Annotated in this window: 12 protein-coding genes; all 12 read right to left on the bottom strand. The window is 46.0% G+C overall.

From position 1 onward, the window contains the following. Window positions 1-325 precede the first annotated feature (325 nt). A complete protein-coding gene (locus J2736_RS06385) occupies window positions 326-940 on the bottom strand; it encodes an ABC transporter ATP-binding protein (RefSeq protein WP_310224493.1) in 615 nt (204 codons plus the stop codon). Beyond that, window positions 930-1,847 (bottom strand): ABC transporter ATP-binding protein, encoded by a 918-nt coding sequence (locus tag J2736_RS06380; RefSeq protein WP_310224492.1) that lies wholly within the window; start codon window positions 1,845-1,847, stop codon window positions 930-932. The genes J2736_RS06385 and J2736_RS06380 overlap by 11 nt, the downstream gene beginning before the upstream one ends. Before the next feature lie 30 nt (window positions 1,848-1,877). Beyond that, window positions 1,878-2,726 carry an ABC transporter permease gene (locus tag J2736_RS06375; protein WP_310224490.1) on the bottom strand — a complete coding sequence of 283 codons (849 nt, stop codon included), beginning with the start codon at window positions 2,724-2,726 and terminating at the stop codon, window positions 1,878-1,880. 5 nt (window positions 2,727-2,731) lie between these two features. Next, on the bottom strand, window positions 2,732-3,721 hold the full coding sequence (locus J2736_RS06370) for an ABC transporter permease (RefSeq protein WP_310225246.1): 990 nt from the start codon (window positions 3,719-3,721) through the stop codon (window positions 2,732-2,734). A gap of 26 nt (window positions 3,722-3,747) precedes the next feature. Further along, window positions 3,748-5,313, bottom strand: coding sequence for an ABC transporter substrate-binding protein (locus J2736_RS06365; RefSeq protein WP_310225243.1), 1,566 nt, complete (start codon window positions 5,311-5,313; stop codon window positions 3,748-3,750). Window positions 5,314-5,588: 275 nt separating this feature from the next. Next, on the bottom strand, window positions 5,589-6,674 hold the full coding sequence (locus J2736_RS06360; RefSeq protein ID WP_310224488.1) for a Gfo/Idh/MocA family protein: 1,086 nt from the start codon (window positions 6,672-6,674) through the stop codon (window positions 5,589-5,591). A gap of 119 nt (window positions 6,675-6,793) precedes the next feature. Then, complete coding sequence (locus J2736_RS06355) at window positions 6,794-10,420, bottom strand: carbohydrate binding domain-containing protein (protein WP_310224487.1); 3,627 nt, start codon at window positions 10,418-10,420, stop codon at window positions 6,794-6,796. A 142-nt stretch (window positions 10,421-10,562) separates the two neighbouring features. Further along, complete coding sequence (locus J2736_RS06350) at window positions 10,563-11,663, bottom strand: glycoside hydrolase family 172 protein (RefSeq protein ID WP_310224485.1); 1,101 nt, start codon at window positions 11,661-11,663, stop codon at window positions 10,563-10,565. 26 nt (window positions 11,664-11,689) lie between these two features. Then, window positions 11,690-12,769 carry a Gfo/Idh/MocA family protein gene (locus J2736_RS06345; RefSeq protein ID WP_310224483.1) on the bottom strand — a complete coding sequence of 360 codons (1,080 nt, stop codon included), beginning with the start codon at window positions 12,767-12,769 and terminating at the stop codon, window positions 11,690-11,692. Window positions 12,770-12,932: 163 nt separating this feature from the next. Continuing rightward, window positions 12,933-14,504, bottom strand: a complete 1,572-nt coding sequence (locus J2736_RS06340) for a DUF3502 domain-containing protein (RefSeq protein ID WP_310224481.1) — start codon at window positions 14,502-14,504, stop codon at window positions 12,933-12,935. 90 nt (window positions 14,505-14,594) lie between these two features. Then, window positions 14,595-15,497 carry a carbohydrate ABC transporter permease gene (locus J2736_RS06335; protein WP_310224479.1) on the bottom strand — a complete coding sequence of 301 codons (903 nt, stop codon included), beginning with the start codon at window positions 15,495-15,497 and terminating at the stop codon, window positions 14,595-14,597. A gap of 12 nt (window positions 15,498-15,509) precedes the next feature. Continuing rightward, window positions 15,510-16,421: an ABC transporter permease gene (locus J2736_RS06330; RefSeq protein WP_310224477.1), complete on the bottom strand. Its 912-nt coding sequence runs from the start codon at window positions 16,419-16,421 to the stop codon at window positions 15,510-15,512. Between the last annotated feature and the right edge of the window lie 41 nt (window positions 16,422-16,462).

Below are 16,462 nucleotides of genomic sequence, written 5' to 3'. Positions count from 1 at the left end.
GAAACACGGTTGCTCCGTCCTCAGAAAGTCAGAAGTTAAAAAGATGCGAAGATGCATCTTTTTCCACTAGAGAAGTCGCAGGCTATTAGGAAAGATGCCATTGTGCATCTTTTCACACCGGATTTATCCCTTTTAGGGAATATCGGTAAAAAAGGATGTATTTTCGCAGCAATTCTTCGATAAACGCTCTTTTCTCCTGAAAAGGATGTATTTTTGCAGTTCTCTGCTCAGATCGAGTTGCTTAATGGGAACAAAAAGGGATAAGGATTGCATAGTGCAAAAAGACCACTCCATGGAGTGGTCCTGTATGCACGATTTCTTCCTTTTAAACTCTGACGTACTGCTTTTCCCACTCCACTACCCTACTGCATAACCTGTTCACCAGTTGATGTTCGTGACTAATGACCAAAATACCGCTGTGAGTTCGCTCAGCCCATTTCATTACCGACTGCCAAATTTGCGTTTGCGTAATCGCATCAAGCATAGTTGACATTTCGTCGGCTATTAGGTAGCGTGTTCCGGCCCCTAGTGCTCGTGCAACGCAAATTCGTTGCAGTTCCCCCCCTGATAGTTCACCGGGGTAACGGTTTAACCACTCGTCCTCAATCGCGAAGTCCGCTAGTAAATTTGCATCTATGCTGCCAGATTCCGCAAGTGTACGCCGCAGCTTCCATTTCGGGTTCACGGCTTGCTCAGGGTGCTGTAGGACGAGCTGGACGGGATTTCGCTCGCCTGCGGGAATTGCTGCACCATCTAGCTGTACATGACCTTCAACAGGTTGAAGATGGCCCGCAAGCAATTTTCCCAGCGTGGATTTCCCACAGCCGCTCGGTCCAACAAGTCCGACAATCTCACCAGATGCTATGGAAATGTTCGTGTGTTGAAATAACCAGTTCCCCTTCTGATACGCATATCCAAGTGCATTTCCCTCAAGTGGCATGTGAACACCTCACTTCACCATTTCTGACCTTACGCAATTCTGGCGGACTTTCCTCACATTCTTTTGTAGCAGACGAACAACGCGGAGCGAACACACACCCCTTAGGTAAAGCTTGCGGCAAAGGTTGAGAACCCGGAATAGCTGTAAACTGTTGACTAGGGAGTGCACGCCATAGCGCCTTCGAATACGGGTGTCTCAGCATCTCTCCATCCCCAGCAAAGTCGCTGCGATGTGCAATTTCCACTACGGTTCCCGCATAGAGTACGGCAATTTTATCGGCTACAGTAATAGCTGCCTCAATATCATGCGTGATCAGCATCACGGCACAGCCGCCTTCAGCTAATTTCCGGAACCGATCCAACGTCTCCTTCATTGCGACAACATCTAAACCTGGTGTGGGCTCATCTGCAATTAACAACTTTGCACCGCTCACCGTTGCGGTTGAGACTAGCACTTTCCGGGACATACCTCCCGATAATTGAAAGGGAAACCATTTGGCTACATAATCCGCCAGATTGTATTTGTCAAAAGCTTTTCGTTGGAGTTCTACAGGATCTCCTTGACGAACAGACTGCTGCACTTGCTCTCCCACTCGCATCAATGGATCTAAATATTGCACGGATTGAGGGATCAGCGAAATTTCAGTTCCTCGGATCCTTTTTTGTCTCTCTGGTGTTAAGGACTCCCCTTTAAATTGAATGCCGCCAGTAACTTGAGCATTACTCGGGAGAATGCCAAGAATCGCATGCGCAAGTAGACTTTTCCCCGAACCACTGGAACCTACAACTGCCACAATTTCACCTGCAGCAATCGAGAGATGTACATCATGAAGGGTTTCCGTGCGTACCTGTCGCATGCGTCGGTCATACCGATTAAAGTGGATAGAAAGATTAGTAATCTCTAACATTCATGATCTCCTTTCTCCAACAATCAATCTTTAACGATCATGCGCATGCCTTGGATTCACCCATTGCTTCAAGTTTTCCCCCAACATAGCAAAGGAACGAACTAACAACAGCAAGCATAAGCCAGGAAATAAGGCCAACCACCAAAGTCCTGAGGACAAGTAACGCATGGATTCGGATAAAATAATGCCAATAGCCGGTTCATGCGGCGAAAGGCCCATCCCGATAAACGTAATGGAAGCTTCATGTAAAATAGCATGCGGGACGATGAGAATAAGTCCCACTAATAACTGTGGAATCAAGTGGGGAATCATGTGCCTAGTCGCAATCCACCATCTAGATTTACCAAAATTACGTGAGATGACGACATAAGGAGCCGTTTGGATCTGCAACACCTCCGCGCAAATCACCCTTGACAAGCTTGGCCAATGTGTCAACGCGACCCCAATGATAATCCCCTTGGCACCTCCTCCTAAAACAAATGCAATTAAGAGCAGCGTCACAAGATGAGGCACACTGAGAAATAAATCCGTCAACCAGTTAATGAAACGATTCATCGTTTTACCCATAACAGAACCTAAGAGTCCCATTACACTAGCAATAATGACACTTGAAGCACCAGCAGTTAGTCCTACTTTGAGACTGAGAATTAATCCTTTGATTGTTCGGGTAAACATATCTCGGCCAAGCCAATCTGTGCCAAAGGGATGTTGCAAGGAAGGCAGCAAATTTCGCTGTGCCAGATTCGTGTCTAAACCAGTAACGTTGAGACACACGGACAGTATATAAATTGCGACTAATACCAACACAGCAACAACCGATGACAACCATAACCGATGACGATAGTGAAGTCTGGGAAGCGTCATACCGACGCGTTTCATAGCCTTCATAACCGTTTGCCTGTTTTCATTCGAGGATCAATAAGTCGGTAACTTAAATCAGCCATCGTATTTCCTGTATATACGAAGACAGCGCTAAATAACACAATACCCAGCAGCAACGGGATATCACCACGAAGCCCTGCCTCTACGGCAGCTTGACCTAACCCAGGATATGAAAATACTTGCTCTGCCAAGACAGCTCCCCCGAATAATTCGCTGAATGAAGCAAACTGCAAGGTAATTGCTGGTAAAGCTACATTACGAAGACCGTGTCTCCAAAATAGGGTGAACCCACGCTCGCCTCGAGCTCTAGCAAACAACCAATAATCGGATTCCGTCACATGGATTAGCTTTTCACGTGTATGTAGTGCGATAGCTGCAATCCCAGTAACACTTAGCGTCAGCGCGGGCAACAGCATATGACGAACACGATCAAGGAAATGAACCTGATCAGATGTAACGCCAGCTGGGACAGCAAGCCCGATGGGGAGTATCCCGAGCCACACCGCAAAAACTAACATGAACAGCAAGCCAACCCAGAAAGTTGGCGTTGAAGAAAGGGTATAACAATACCACCGCACAAGTTTGTCGATCCAAGTATTTCGATTCATTGCGGCAAGAACACCAGACACAAATCCAATCAGACCGGATAACAACCAGGCAGCGCCCATGAGTGTTAGAGATGCGGCAAAACGTTCACCGATCACCTCCAACACAGGTCTGCGGAAAATCATCGACGTTCCCAAGTCCCCTTTTACAAGTGCGCTTATCCAATTCCAATACCGTACCAATGGGGGATCGTTAAGCCCCCAGTATTGCATGATGGCTTCACGCTGTTCCGCACTCACTCGCAACATATCGGCCCCTACATAGGCTTGAATCGGATCTATAGGCGAGAAATGAACCAACATAAAAGAAATAGAACTCACAGCAAGGAGCAGAAGGAGTAGACTTCCTCCTTTGCGAAGCAGAAATGGCAGAATAACATGGGTCATGCTCGTCATTAAAGATCCTTCCTGTTTTAAGATTTCCATCGCCATTCCTCGATGTTATCCGTTACTGGCCAGCCATGGCCATGTGGATGGATTTTTTGCTGCCCGATGTCCAGACCCGTTTTGACCAAATAGAGATGATCGATATTGACCAGCCACGCCCAAGGCGCATCTCCAACCCCACTTAAACCTGTTTCTCCATCCCATTGCGCCTTTTTCCAAAATGACCAAGCTTCTTTTTCATTTAATGCTCGTAAGGCTTGCGTCATATAATTGTCAACCTTCGGATTAGTGTAATACCCAGGGTTATAGTATTCGACCCCGCCAAATTTACTGCTGTATACGTTGTACATTTCAAGTGGATCATGACTGCCCCAACCAAATAGCACGGGATTTGCATGCATTTGCTTCTCAAGCTCATCCCAACTTTTCCCCTCGGCTTTTACCTGTATACCTACAGGTTTCAGCATGTCTGCTGCCGCGATCGCTAGAGATTGACGAGTCACATCGCTAGAAGGATAGAATAGACTTAATTGTGCTTTCAATCCCCCTTTTTCAACAACACCATCATTATCTGAGTCGATCCATCCGTTATCAGCTAACAGTTTCTTGGCAGCCTTCACGTCTGCATCCTGAAAGACCGCCGCTTGGTTGAACCACGGAAGTCCATCATTTAACGTATATGCTGGTGTACCGTGCCCTTCAAGAACACCTTGTACCAAAGCTTTTCTGTCTAACGCGATATTAATTGCTTTACGCACAGATGGGTCTGCCGTAACATCGTTACCGATGGGATAGCCTTCCTTCGTTTTGCTGCCTGATTTCATATAAGGTAACATGATCCCTCGGTTATCAACCGTTTTGGCGGCAATCAATGCCATTCCGTTTACTGCTTGTTTGCTGAATGCCGCAGGAATCGCAGCCATGTCAACCGTTCCCGCCTTCGCTGCCGCAAATGCTGCATCCTCACCTAGGAACAGGAACGTGAGTTTTTGGAAAAACGGTTTATTTCCATAATAATCAGGATTTGCTTCAACAATTAATTGCTGGCCTTTGTCCCATTGAACTAATTTGTAAGGACCAGATCCGATCGGTTTCAGCGAATAGTCTTTTCCATGGGCATGTTTCGGAACAATACCTGTTGACACCAGCATTTGTGTAAATGTAGATTGAGGTTCTTTAAGTGTAAATACGACCGTCGAATCGCCCGACACATCTACTTGCTTAAGGTTGCTCAAATCGATAGATGAGCCGCTCGCGGAAGCGGTTTGATACGTATATTGAACGTCCGCAGCTGTTAGAAGTTTACCATCACTGAACTTAACGTCTTTACGAAGCTTGACGGTCCAGATTAAGCCATCTTGACTTACCTCATAGCCCGTGGCTACATCGTTACTAATATTCAAATCCTTATCGCGTTTCAGCAACGTGCTTTGGAATAAGGGAGAACCATAACGCCCCCATCCCGTAGTTGGATCAAACCCTGTTTCAGGTTCGCCGCCGATGGCGAGAACTAACTCATTCTTCACCTTATCAACTGTCGGTTGTGGCTTTTCTTTCGTACAAGCTGCCAGTATGGCGATCACAGTCATCATCACCAAAAAAGTAAATAAACGTCGTCTCACATCTAACGCCCCCAATAAATGTTCACGTGTGCAGTAACACGATTTTATAAAATAGTAACACAACTTGATGTCAAATTGTACTATTTTTTTGTGATAGTGAACGAGTTGGAAGCGATCATCCATGGTGAAATAAACAAAGCAGGTCGCCTAAGCGCCTGCTTTGTTTGTCACTATCGATTAAAGCCAGTATCAGAAATCACGCGCTCCACTTGCTTCGTTCGTGTTGGTGAAGCGACATGCTCTTTCTATGGCATTTTATAAGTAATCAACATGTGATCAACCATCATTTTGAAAATCGTCAAATCCTGCTTATAGTCTTCCGGCGTCGTCTTCAGGCTCTTATCCTGTGTAATGGCTTCATGGAAGATTTCCATTTCGATCGTGTAAGGATCTTTAAAAGTCGGCCGATGAACCCGCTCCTCGTAAGCCTCTCCTACCGTTTCACCTACATGTAACGTCGTCGGCAAATGCCGGATATAGGGTGTGTTGTACTGCACTTTTAATTGTTTCGTAGATCCAAACACCTCGATGTGTGCATCGAAACGTCGATTGTGATCAAGACCCGTTTCATACGTCGCGTAGAAGCCATCATATTCGAACGTAGCGGCCATACACGAACCCCCTTGCCATTGCACAGCTGAAACAACGCGATTCGGAACACCAATGAGCTCGCGCATAGCTGAAATATCATGTGAACCTAGGCCAAGCAGCAACGAATATGCATTGTAGATGTCCTGCGGAACTTCACCGATCGCTTGCTTCATCAATCGTTGATGAATCGTTTTGCGCTCTACCGCCGCTTCAGCCGGAATATCCGTAAAGCGATGCACCGTGCTTGTTTGATTCGTAAAAAAATGATTCATCCCAATAATGCCTCGAATAACCGCATATTGAATGCGCCCCATTTCTTTGACATCCTGGACCGCCTGTGTAAATGCTGGTGCATAGCGACGCATATAGCCGACCATAACCTTCACGCCATACTCATCTCGTGCGGCTATGATGGCGTCAGCTTCTTGCTGGGTCATCGTCATCGGTTTCTCAATAAACACATGTTTCTTCTGCTCGATTGCGGCAATCGCACAAGCCGTATGGTACTCATTGCTATTTAGAATAAAAACAGCGTCAAGATCAGACTGCTTAACGAGCTCTTGTGCATTTGTGTATTGCTCGTGGACACCGTACCGAGTTCCTGCCCACTTCACTAAGCTAGGGGATATATCACAGATCGCAGCTATTTCATAGCATTCGCTAAGTGAGGCTAGAATTGGCAAATGAATAATTTGAGCTACCTCACCAAGCCCAATGACCCCAACTTTAAGTTTCTTCATGTCACCAACCTACCTCCGATTTACATTATTCATTACTTCCCTTTTAGCATAATTGGATTGTGGAAGAACGGTATCTACCTGAACCCCATCCTCGGTGTGGTCCTTCCTATCCTTAATTCTTATTGAACGCTCCTTACATGAACATCATCCAAATAGAAGGAATCAGTTGCTGCTGGGTTATCGGTGTAAATCAATAGAACGACATCGGTGACAGTCCCCGTTTCACTAATCGTGTAATTCCCTTGCACCTGTGTCCAAGCTGACGTGCTGAGGCCAGCACTTGTCAGCATGGTCACTTGCTTCTGCACCCCATTCAACTTATATTGGATGCCGAGTCGCAAGTATTCTCCAGGGGTTGATCCTATTGCCAATTTGGCCCATGCTGAATAGGTATACGCCGCGCCTTTGACCACAGGCAGTGGGACTTGAAGGCTGCCATAGCCATTCGACTTCGTAATTTTGACCGACTGTGCACCGGTGTGATGCTCAGCAGTCGATAGCAATTGGCTAATTTGCCAACCCGTGTAATGCGTCGCTGCGTCTTCAAAACCTGGGTCCATGACGAAATCCGGCCTCACTTCCACATCATCCAGATAAAAGGCTTCCGCAAGGGCAGGATTATCGGTGTAAATAAGCAGTCTGATATCACTGACTAATCCGGATTCATTAATCGTATACGTGGTGGCCGCTTGTGACCAAGCCGTCGTCGTCAATGCAGCACTTGAGGTGAGGATGACCTGCTTCTGCACCCCATTCAGATTGTACTGTAGTCCGAGCTTTAACACTTGCCCCGACGTAGATCCCGTTGCCAGTTTCCCCCACGCAGAATAATAGAATGGTTGGCCATTCACCACATCGAGTGGCATGTTTAGACTGCCGTAGGCATTCGTCTTTGTAAGCTTCAAGGAATGAGTTCCTGTATGCATTTGCGCATTACTCAATTGTGGCGTAATTTCCCAACCTGAGTAATGCAGGTACGTGTCTTCAAAGCTTGGATCCACAATTTGATTCGCACCAACCGGAATGCCTGAGCTATCGACTGCTCGAATGCTATCAATACTAAATGTTCCCGTGGTGGTCATCATATCAAAACGAATCTGACGAATCGTCCCTGTCCAAGCCGCATTTTCAAACATCGGGACATGATAAAGCGTCTGATTACCGCCATTTGGCCCTATGTAGAATTGCACAGATTTCGCTTCATCCCAATTGGTATCGCTATTGGTAATGAAATAAATGACGCCTGCCCCTTCTGCGCTGTTCATCATTCGAATATCCAAATAAGAAGCATCACTTGCATCAAGCCCCAGCATATCACCCGAAACGATACCTGGATCGGTCCCGGTTGACGTTCCACTATACGAGCCGCCAGCAACTGTTAAGCCGCTAATCTGCTTCACATCTGTCCAGCCCTCACTGTTTCCAGCTGTGTTAAATTCCCATGACTTTGCGTAGTTTCCAGTCAGTTGCGGTTTATTCCACACCTCGTTCACGACTCGGTCCGTCGGATAGAGAACATTGATCCGATTCTTCTGCGTGAGCGTTGGCACTGTATCGGTATGTGCTCCCCCCGTGGTGAAGGTGTTGCGAATCGTATCCATATAGCCAAATCCCTGCAATCCTGTTGGCATGAGGAAATGGCCTTCGCCAAATTCATTCCAATTGTCGAGCATAATGATGCTTTTACCGACAGAGCCTGCAGGTAAAGAAGGAATGTACGTGTTCTTGACCCAGTTCGCTAGCGTGTTAAACTCGGTCACCGTCGTCCAATATCCACTCTTACCGAGCCACGGGAAATCGTCACGCCCCATACTGAGTGTTGGAATCACATCGAGAATACCTGTGTTCTTCTGGTCATTCATGATTTTCTCTTGCAGATTAATATGCGAATTTACACCGCCATAGCTATACGCATAGATGGAATCAAACCCTGCTGTATTCAAATTAGTTAACGCAGTTGTATCCGAGGAACTAGTCGGCGTTATTAGAATAACATCCGTAAACCCAGCAGCTTGCACAGCTGTTCGTAAGTAGGAAATCTCATTCGCAGCGGCTGTTAGGCTGCCGAAGTCGCGAATCAAGCCATCCAATTTATAAATGGAGAGCACCGGTTTATTGCCAATTTTCAAATACCGTGGATCTTTGAAATAATATTCAATCCAATACGGCACGATATTGTTCTCGAAATCAGCAGCTCCTGATGAGAACGAGCTCGTATTTTCCCACATAATCGTAAAGTTCATTTGATCGCTGTATTTGGCATTGAAGAATCCGTCATGAAGTGCACTTCCTAGATAAGGATCCTTAATTGGCAAGCCTTCATTCCCCCGTGGACGGAACCAGCAATAATTCTCGAAATTGACACCATGCTCCACCTTCCACTTGATTTCCCAATCGGCCGTCTCTGGACTTCCTTCATCGTAGAAACCGAGTAACGGTGTTCGCTCTGGATAGGGGTTTATGGCGTCCCAACCAAGATGCGTTCCTTCGCGCCACATGGAGCAAGATTGCACCCCAATTTGATACGTAGGAGACGAAACTTTCACTGGCGTAGGCACATAGTCTCCTGGGAGTGGATAATCCTTGTATAGCCCAATGTCATCTACCCACATCAATTTGTTCGCACCGTTCGGTGCATAGAATCGAATTGTATCGATACTCGTAATCGCTGTTGTGAACGCAGCATTCGAGACCAGCAGCTTCCCATTGAGATAGATATCAGCTTTATCCGTAGACGGATGCACTTTCACCATGAACGCATACCAGACATTGGCTTTGTAATTGTAAAAGGGGACTGCAGTGCCTGAGCCGTTGACATAATTGAACTGTCCACTCGCCGTTGTCAACTTGACAGCGCTTGAACTGCCGCTTTTTAATTCGAAGACCATGCCGTCTGCTTTCGTTGGAATTAAGACTTTGAACTGGAAAATCTCATCATCACTGAGCGCAGAGACGGTTTTCGATAAGGCCACACCACTTGTGGATGCTGATCCATCCAATTTCAGACTATATATGTCTGGGCTCGTGGCGCTTTTGTTCTGCTCGACCGCGATAACACCACCTGAATTGGTCGCCGTCCAATCCGCAGGCACATTCGTCATGGTGGAAATGAATTTCTCATTCACCGAATAGCCTTTGTAAATCTGAATCGGCGTGATGTAGACATCGCCCGTAGATGCTGCACCTGTTTGCATATACATGCCGTTCAGTTGACTCACGCTCTGATTGAAATTCGCTGCGCTCGCCTTAAGTACACCGTTCACATAGACATCCGTTTTGTCGGTGTCGATGTTCGCGACAACTTTGATGCCATATTCTGTGTTGGCGGAGTAGGTTTGTAAGTTTTGCGTGCCTGAGGAGGTATTCAGTACAAACTGATTGGAGCTCGTGGAGATGCTAATGGCTGCAGTCGTATCATTGCGCAGCTGCCACTGAAGCCCATCGATAATGGCGCCAGGCTTGAAACGAAATTCCCATACGACAATGCCCGATGTTTGCGTAACGAATTTATGGTACATGGTCACAGGAAGTGTAGAACTTGTATCGCTGAGCTTCATGTAGTTGTTGTAGGAGTAAGTCATACTTCCACCACTTTGGTTCACATCCCAACCCGATGCCGTGTATGTCGCATCTGGTTTGGCTTGCAGGAAGGAGAAGTTCTCATCCAGCAAATAACCGACCTGAACAGGTCCACCTTCTGCTTGCGCCGTCGAAGATAGAATTGTGATTAGAATGAATGTACTCATTATGACTGAACAAGTGAGAACCATTCTTGCCAGAATCGATCTTATTATCATCTTGAATCCCCTCTCGTAATGAAAATAACCCCTTCACTTACGTTGATCCGAGTGAGTCGATGCCATCGTAGGTGAAGGAGTGTGAAGGATTTTATCTCGGCCATCTCTGCGGAGATGGGGGTAACACTGGAAAAGCGGCATGAGGTTCTAATTGGTACCAATAAGCCACCGACGAAATATCATCCGAACGTTCAAACAGCCGTTTACTATCGTGACCGATTACTTGAATCGTCACTTTGAGGTCACTTTGGAATCGGATTGGATCAGGCAAATGCCAACGATACAACCCATGCATAGGTACTTTTCTCCCATATTCGCGATCTATTTTGGTAGAATCCTTGTAGTATTTGTACCCCAGAAAAGGCGTTGAATACGACTCAGGTTCAGACTCGCCCGCAAAGCACCAAGCACCTCCAACGTAATCCTCGGTGCCTGTTCCACATATGCTCGGCCACTCGGTGTCGCCATCTAAGAAGAACTTAATCTCGCCTTCCCCCCACCAATTGCGCTCTAGCGCAGCCCAAGCCAGATAGGTGCCAATATACTGCCCGGCTCCAGCCACACCATCGAGAATTGTGTAATCCTGCCCGAGCTCTGTTTGCCGCATTCTTCGCCATTGTGCATGGAAGTATGCGGCATTCGCTGGGAGTTCATCGACCAAGGTATAGTTAAACGTGTAGAAAAATCCATGAATATCTTCCGTATGCTGATTATCAATGGTGATCTTCGCGGATTTATGGAATGGCATCGCAAAGTAACAATTCATGCCGCCAGTTGGATTCACGGAGATTGGTAAGGAGTTGACATTCGTACGAATACCAAACCCATTACAGAAGAAATCGCCTAAAGGCACTTCTACAGATGGCGTGTCTTCCTCATCCCAATACATGCGTAGAACCATATCTCGCAGTATATAGTTGCCTTCCTGTGCACGATGGTGAAGTTTATCCGTGACCGTTACCCAGAAGTGCTGTAGAACACCAGGCCCTTGTATATTGGCAATGGTGACCGTCTCGCCTGCCTTAATCGCGATACATGGGCGTCCTTTCCGCCCGACCCCTAAATGATTCGAAGCTTGCCCGCCTTGCCCTTTCTCTCCGTTCGGGTTCTCGGGAGAGATGGATCGACTACGAGCCGTAGTAACGAGTGGAGCAGATGAATAATCAAACCCAATGCCAGATTGCAAATTCATAGGTAACACCTCTGTTATCGTGTAGTTTATTGAAAGATTGTGCCTTTCTTCACTTCGTCGATGATGCGAACGACTTCAAGCGCCTCTTCCATCCGAATTTGAAAAGGGTGATTCAACCTATAGGAGGCATACAACTCATCCCAAATGTTGAAGGTTTTCTCCGGTTTCACTGGTATTCGCTCCTCTATCCAAACCAGCTGTTCGCCGGATTCATACGTACCCGTTTTGCCAAATGCCTCACCAGGTGTTCCTGGATTAACTTCCAATGTAGCGAGCGGCACGTTAGGATCCAAGTAGCGAAGATGAATATCATTGTCGGTCAGTGAAAGAGCTCCTCTGGTTCCATACACTATATAAGTAGGCGAGTTGATCGCGATCCCGCCACTTATTTCCAAATCCACGATGCGACCGTTTTCCCCCCTCAAAATAATTTTCAAGTGATCTTCCGCATCCCCCGCGGCCACGACATGCTTCAGGTCGCTCCACACTTGCTTCACAGGGCTTTCCAACAGCTGTAGCCCGTGATCAATAATGTGCGGTCCCCAATTAAGCAACTGCCCGCCGCCAAAGGCTTTAATCGTCTGCCAATCCGCACGACGCTGATAGTTATGCCGAGTGAGCCGAATCTGATAGACATTGCCAAGCATGCCGCTTGCGATAATTTCGCACACATGCAAGAAATCCGCATCAAACCGACGGTTATGACGGATGAAAATACGTCTGCCATAAGCTTCCGCAGCCTTGCTTAGCTCGAGTGCTTCCTCATAGGTTTGAGCAAATGGCTTTTCAATCTGAATATCCTTGCCAGCAGCTAACGCGAGCATCCCATGAGCGTAATGGTCGCTGGAGCGAGTCGCAATATCCACTAATTCGATATCCGGATCTTGCACCATCTCTTCAATCGTCTCATAGGCGCGAATCCCATGTTCTTCCGCGATTTGCCGGCGTAGTGCGATCGGATCTGTCACTGCCGTCACGATAAACTGCTCAGGCTTATGTTTCAATTCACCATAATGGGCGTTCCACCCCGCACGCCCTAACCCAGCAATACCAACTCGAATGGGCTTAATCCCTGTTTGCACAGTGGATTTCTCAACTTGTTCCAATACGTTCCCCTCCTGCATGTAAAATTAATTCACTTTCGTAGAGTTGCACAACCCATTTCATAGGCATTCTCACAATTTATACCTCCCCATCATGTGTTCATAGATACGGCCGATGTGAGCTTCAAAATGAAACCCAGACCGGCCGTTGTTTTGTCTTCTTCACCTACTTTTTGTTGATGGTTTTCCATTCATCCAACTGTTTCTGCATTTCCACCATTACTTTGTCATAACCCGCATCGACGTACTTTTTCTTCGCTTGCGCAATGAAAGCATCGAAATCATTCATAGAACCTGTGATGAGTACGGGATTTACCTCTTTGGCAACTGCGCTCACCTGTGCAATTTCTGCTTTAACCGGATCTGGGTTAAAGGTGAAGCCAACAATTTTGGACGCCGTTGCGTTCGTGTTGTTATCTTGCATCACTTTCAGAGCGGCTGTGGAGTTCCAGTTGGAATCCCATTGATCCCACAGTGGTCCAAGCCAATTGTGCCAGATGGCCCACGTTTGCTCAGCACCAGATTTGGCAGTAACGGACATTTGCGGTGTTCCTGCGCCAGACTTCACGGTGTAGTTTTTACCTTCAACGCCATACGCCAATGTGTTGGACAACGTCGGATTCTTCCATATCTCATTCAGAAGCATAATGGCACGATCAGGATGCTCTGACGTTTTACTAATAACGGCCATTGCACTCGTAATAGCACTTGTTGTAATTAAGGTTTGACCGTATTTCGTTTCAAGCGTTGGATAGCCGAACAGTGCTGTTGATTTGGAGCCATCTGCTGTATAACCGCCTGAATCTTCAAGGACAGCGTATTTTCCAGATTTGGCTTCAGCAATGAAATCTGTTTTGATCGCAGCATCTTTCGCGACATAGCCTTTTTTATAGAAATCGTTCATTGTACGATAAACGCCTACATTGTCTTCCGCCTCAAGTGGATTGACCAGTTTACCTGATCTCTCATCAAAGAAGACATTCCCACCTAGATTGGAGTAGTGATACAAATTCGTTCCGATGGCTGCCACATTCCCTGTTACCAAAAGCGGTGTCATGTTTGGCTCATTTTTCTTGATGAGCTCTAAGTAAGGTTCAATACTTTGCAACGTTGTAATTTTGGTTGTGTCAAATTTGTATTTCTCTGCAATATCCTTTTTGAATACCCAACTATGTGCATCTGAATAAGGAGTTTGGCCAGGGATGGCATAAATTTTCCCATCAAACGTTACGGCTGACCATGCACGTGGATCAACCTTTTTCTTAATGTCGGGTCCATATTTATTCAAAAGATCATCCAATGGCAGAATTGAACCCATCTTCACATTGTTCATAAATTTATTTGAACCTGAAGTTGAGAAAGCGATATCATATTTGGTGCCCGTTGAGTTCATTAAGCTCATCTTCTGTTCCCAGCTCGCATTGTCAATGAAATTAAAATGCAAGCTCGCATTAATGCTTTCTTTTAACATCTTATTCGCTACGGCTTCTACGGCTTCTTGATCCGTTTCGCTATTGATCGGGCTGCGCATATACCAAGTAAGGTTAACAAATTCCTTCGTAGGTTCCGCAGCTTTCGCTGTAGCCTGTGCAGTTGTTGCAGGCGCTGTCGTACCGTTTGGACTTGAAGTGGAAGTGGAAGTCGAGCTGCTGCAAGCGCTTAACATAACAGGTATCGTCAATACAAAAGGTAAGGTCGTTCCTAACACTTTGAATTTTCTAGCATTTCGTTGACTCATTTTTAAGTCCCTCCCGTATCTTCGTCCATACTATTATCATGCTATATGAAACAGTTACTGCGCAAGAGCACATTCACAGTAACTGGGATACTACCCCTTCACCGAACCAACGGTCAGTCCTCGGACGAAGAATCTTTGAAAAAAGGGAAATACCACAAGCATGGGTCCTGCTGCAAGCACACACATCGCCATCCGAGCGCTGAGCGACGGGACTTCCATACCAGGCTTCACGAGTCCATATTGAATGGCTTCTGCACTATTTAAGAATTCCATATTCTTCAAAACACGAATTAGCAAATATTGAAGCTTCAACATATCCTTGTTATCAACGTAGAGCAACGTCAGCCACCAGTCGTTCCAATACTGTAGAACGAAGAACAGTCCTACGGTTGCAAGTGCAGGTAAAGATAATGGCAGTACGAGTTGAATGAAAATTCGCGTCTCGCCCGCTCCATCCATTTTGGCTGACTCGAAGAGCGCATTCGGTAGCGCTTGCAAGAATCCTTTCATAAGCAGCACAAACCATCCACTGATTAAGTACGGCACAATTAGAGCCAGTATGTTGTTTTGAAGACCTAACCATTTGGAAATCAGAATATAGGATGGAACGAGCCCTCCCTTAAATAGCATCGTGAAAAAGATGAGAAAAGCCAGAATTCCTCGGTACGCATAGTCATGCCGTGAGATCGCAAAGGCATAGGAAGTCGTCACCCACAGACCGACAATTGTTCCAACCAAGGTAGTTATAATTGTAACGGCATACGAATTTAACAATTGCTTGGGTTCCACCAGAATCACTCGATAGGCGTCTAGATTAATTTCTTTGGGAATGATCGTGTAACCGTTCTGAACAATACCGCTCTCCGATTGAAACGAAGTTGCCACAATAACGAGAAAGGGATACAGACAAGCCACACAGACCGCGATAAAAATGGCATGAATCCATATTTGTGTCACTGTATTCGTGTTTCGTAATGCCATAGGTTTGCTCATAGCTCATACTCCTTAGAAAAGCGCATTTTCCGAATTGACTCGGCGAACGATGAAGTTCGTCATTAGAACCAATACGAAGCCGACAATGGATTGGAAAAATCCCGCAGCCGATGACATGCCGATATCCCCCATATCAATCAATGATCTGTAGACGAATGTATCGATAACGTCCGTAGTCGGATAGAGTAACGTCGAGTTTAACGTCACATTGTAGAACAATCCAAAATCACTGTAGAACATGCTTCCGATATGAAGAATCATTAACATAATGATCATCGGTTTGAGCATCGGGATTGAAATGGAGATGACCTGACGCAGCCGGCTTGCGCCGTCGATCTTAGCTGCTTCGAAATATTCCGCATCAATACCCATTAGCGCTGCGTAGTAAATGACGGATCCGTAACCTAACCCCTTCCACACAGCTGCAGCCACAATGAGGACTGGCCAGTACTTGGGTTCGTTGTACCACATAATCGGTTCCTTGCCCAAAGCCGTAAGAACTTGGTTGAATACGCCATAATCCATATCGAGCAACGCTTTAAAAGCAAACCCTGCTACTACCCAGGAAATAAAGTAGGGAATAAACATAATCGTCTGATACACTTTGACAAATTTACGGTTTAGTTCAAACAGCAATAGCGCAAAGCCAACAGCGAAAATGGTCCCTAGCACGATAAATATCAAATTATAGAGGATCGTATTTCTTAATACACGAAAAAGTACGTTTCCATTAAACAAGAAATCAAAGTTTCGAAATCCTACCCAAGGGCTATTCCAAATCCCCAGATCGAATTGATACTGCTTAAATGGCAAAAGTAATCCATACAATGGCACATAATCCAAAATAATAATGAGTATGAGCCCCGGCAAAGCCAATAAGGTAAGCCCGCTATTTTTCCTGAAAATCTTCAATGCTCTTTCCATTCGTTCTCACCTCCTACTTGGTTGCCATATCGAGCTTCACA

The sequence above is a fragment of the Paenibacillus qinlingensis genome, assembly GCF_031455095.1.
Taxonomy (GTDB): domain Bacteria; phylum Bacillota; class Bacilli; order Paenibacillales; family NBRC-103111; genus Paenibacillus_E; species Paenibacillus_E qinlingensis_A.
The sequence above is the reverse complement of the archived record's forward strand: the minus strand, read 5'-3'. Positions and strand labels throughout refer to the sequence as shown.

What these genes read in the sequence shown, in the direction of transcription:
- J2736_RS06385 (WP_310224493.1), bottom strand. Translation starts at nt 940, where the DNA reads ATGCCACTTGAGGGAAATGCACTTGGATATGCGTATCAGAAGGGGAAC.
- J2736_RS06380 (WP_310224492.1), bottom strand. Translation starts at nt 1,847, where the DNA reads ATGTTAGAGATTACTAATCTTTCTATCCACTTTAATCGGTATGACCGA.
- J2736_RS06375 (WP_310224490.1), bottom strand. Translation starts at nt 2,726, where the DNA reads ATGAAACGCGTCGGTATGACGCTTCCCAGACTTCACTATCGTCATCGG.
- J2736_RS06370 (WP_310225246.1), bottom strand. Translation starts at nt 3,721, where the DNA reads ATGACCCATGTTATTCTGCCATTTCTGCTTCGCAAAGGAGGAAGTCTA.
- J2736_RS06365 (WP_310225243.1), bottom strand. Translation starts at nt 5,313, where the DNA reads ATGATGACTGTGATCGCCATACTGGCAGCTTGTACGAAAGAAAAGCCA.
- J2736_RS06360 (WP_310224488.1), bottom strand. Translation starts at nt 6,674, where the DNA reads ATGAAGAAACTTAAAGTTGGGGTCATTGGGCTTGGTGAGGTAGCTCAA.
- J2736_RS06355 (WP_310224487.1), bottom strand. Translation starts at nt 10,420, where the DNA reads ATGAGTACATTCATTCTAATCACAATTCTATCTTCGACGGCGCAAGCA.
- J2736_RS06350 (WP_310224485.1), bottom strand. Translation starts at nt 11,663, where the DNA reads ATGAATTTGCAATCTGGCATTGGGTTTGATTATTCATCTGCTCCACTC.
- J2736_RS06340 (WP_310224481.1), bottom strand. Translation starts at nt 14,504, where the DNA reads ATGAGTCAACGAAATGCTAGAAAATTCAAAGTGTTAGGAACGACCTTA.
- J2736_RS06335 (WP_310224479.1), bottom strand. Translation starts at nt 15,497, where the DNA reads ATGAGCAAACCTATGGCATTACGAAACACGAATACAGTGACACAAATA.
- J2736_RS06330 (WP_310224477.1), bottom strand. Translation starts at nt 16,421, where the DNA reads ATGGAAAGAGCATTGAAGATTTTCAGGAAAAATAGCGGGCTTACCTTA.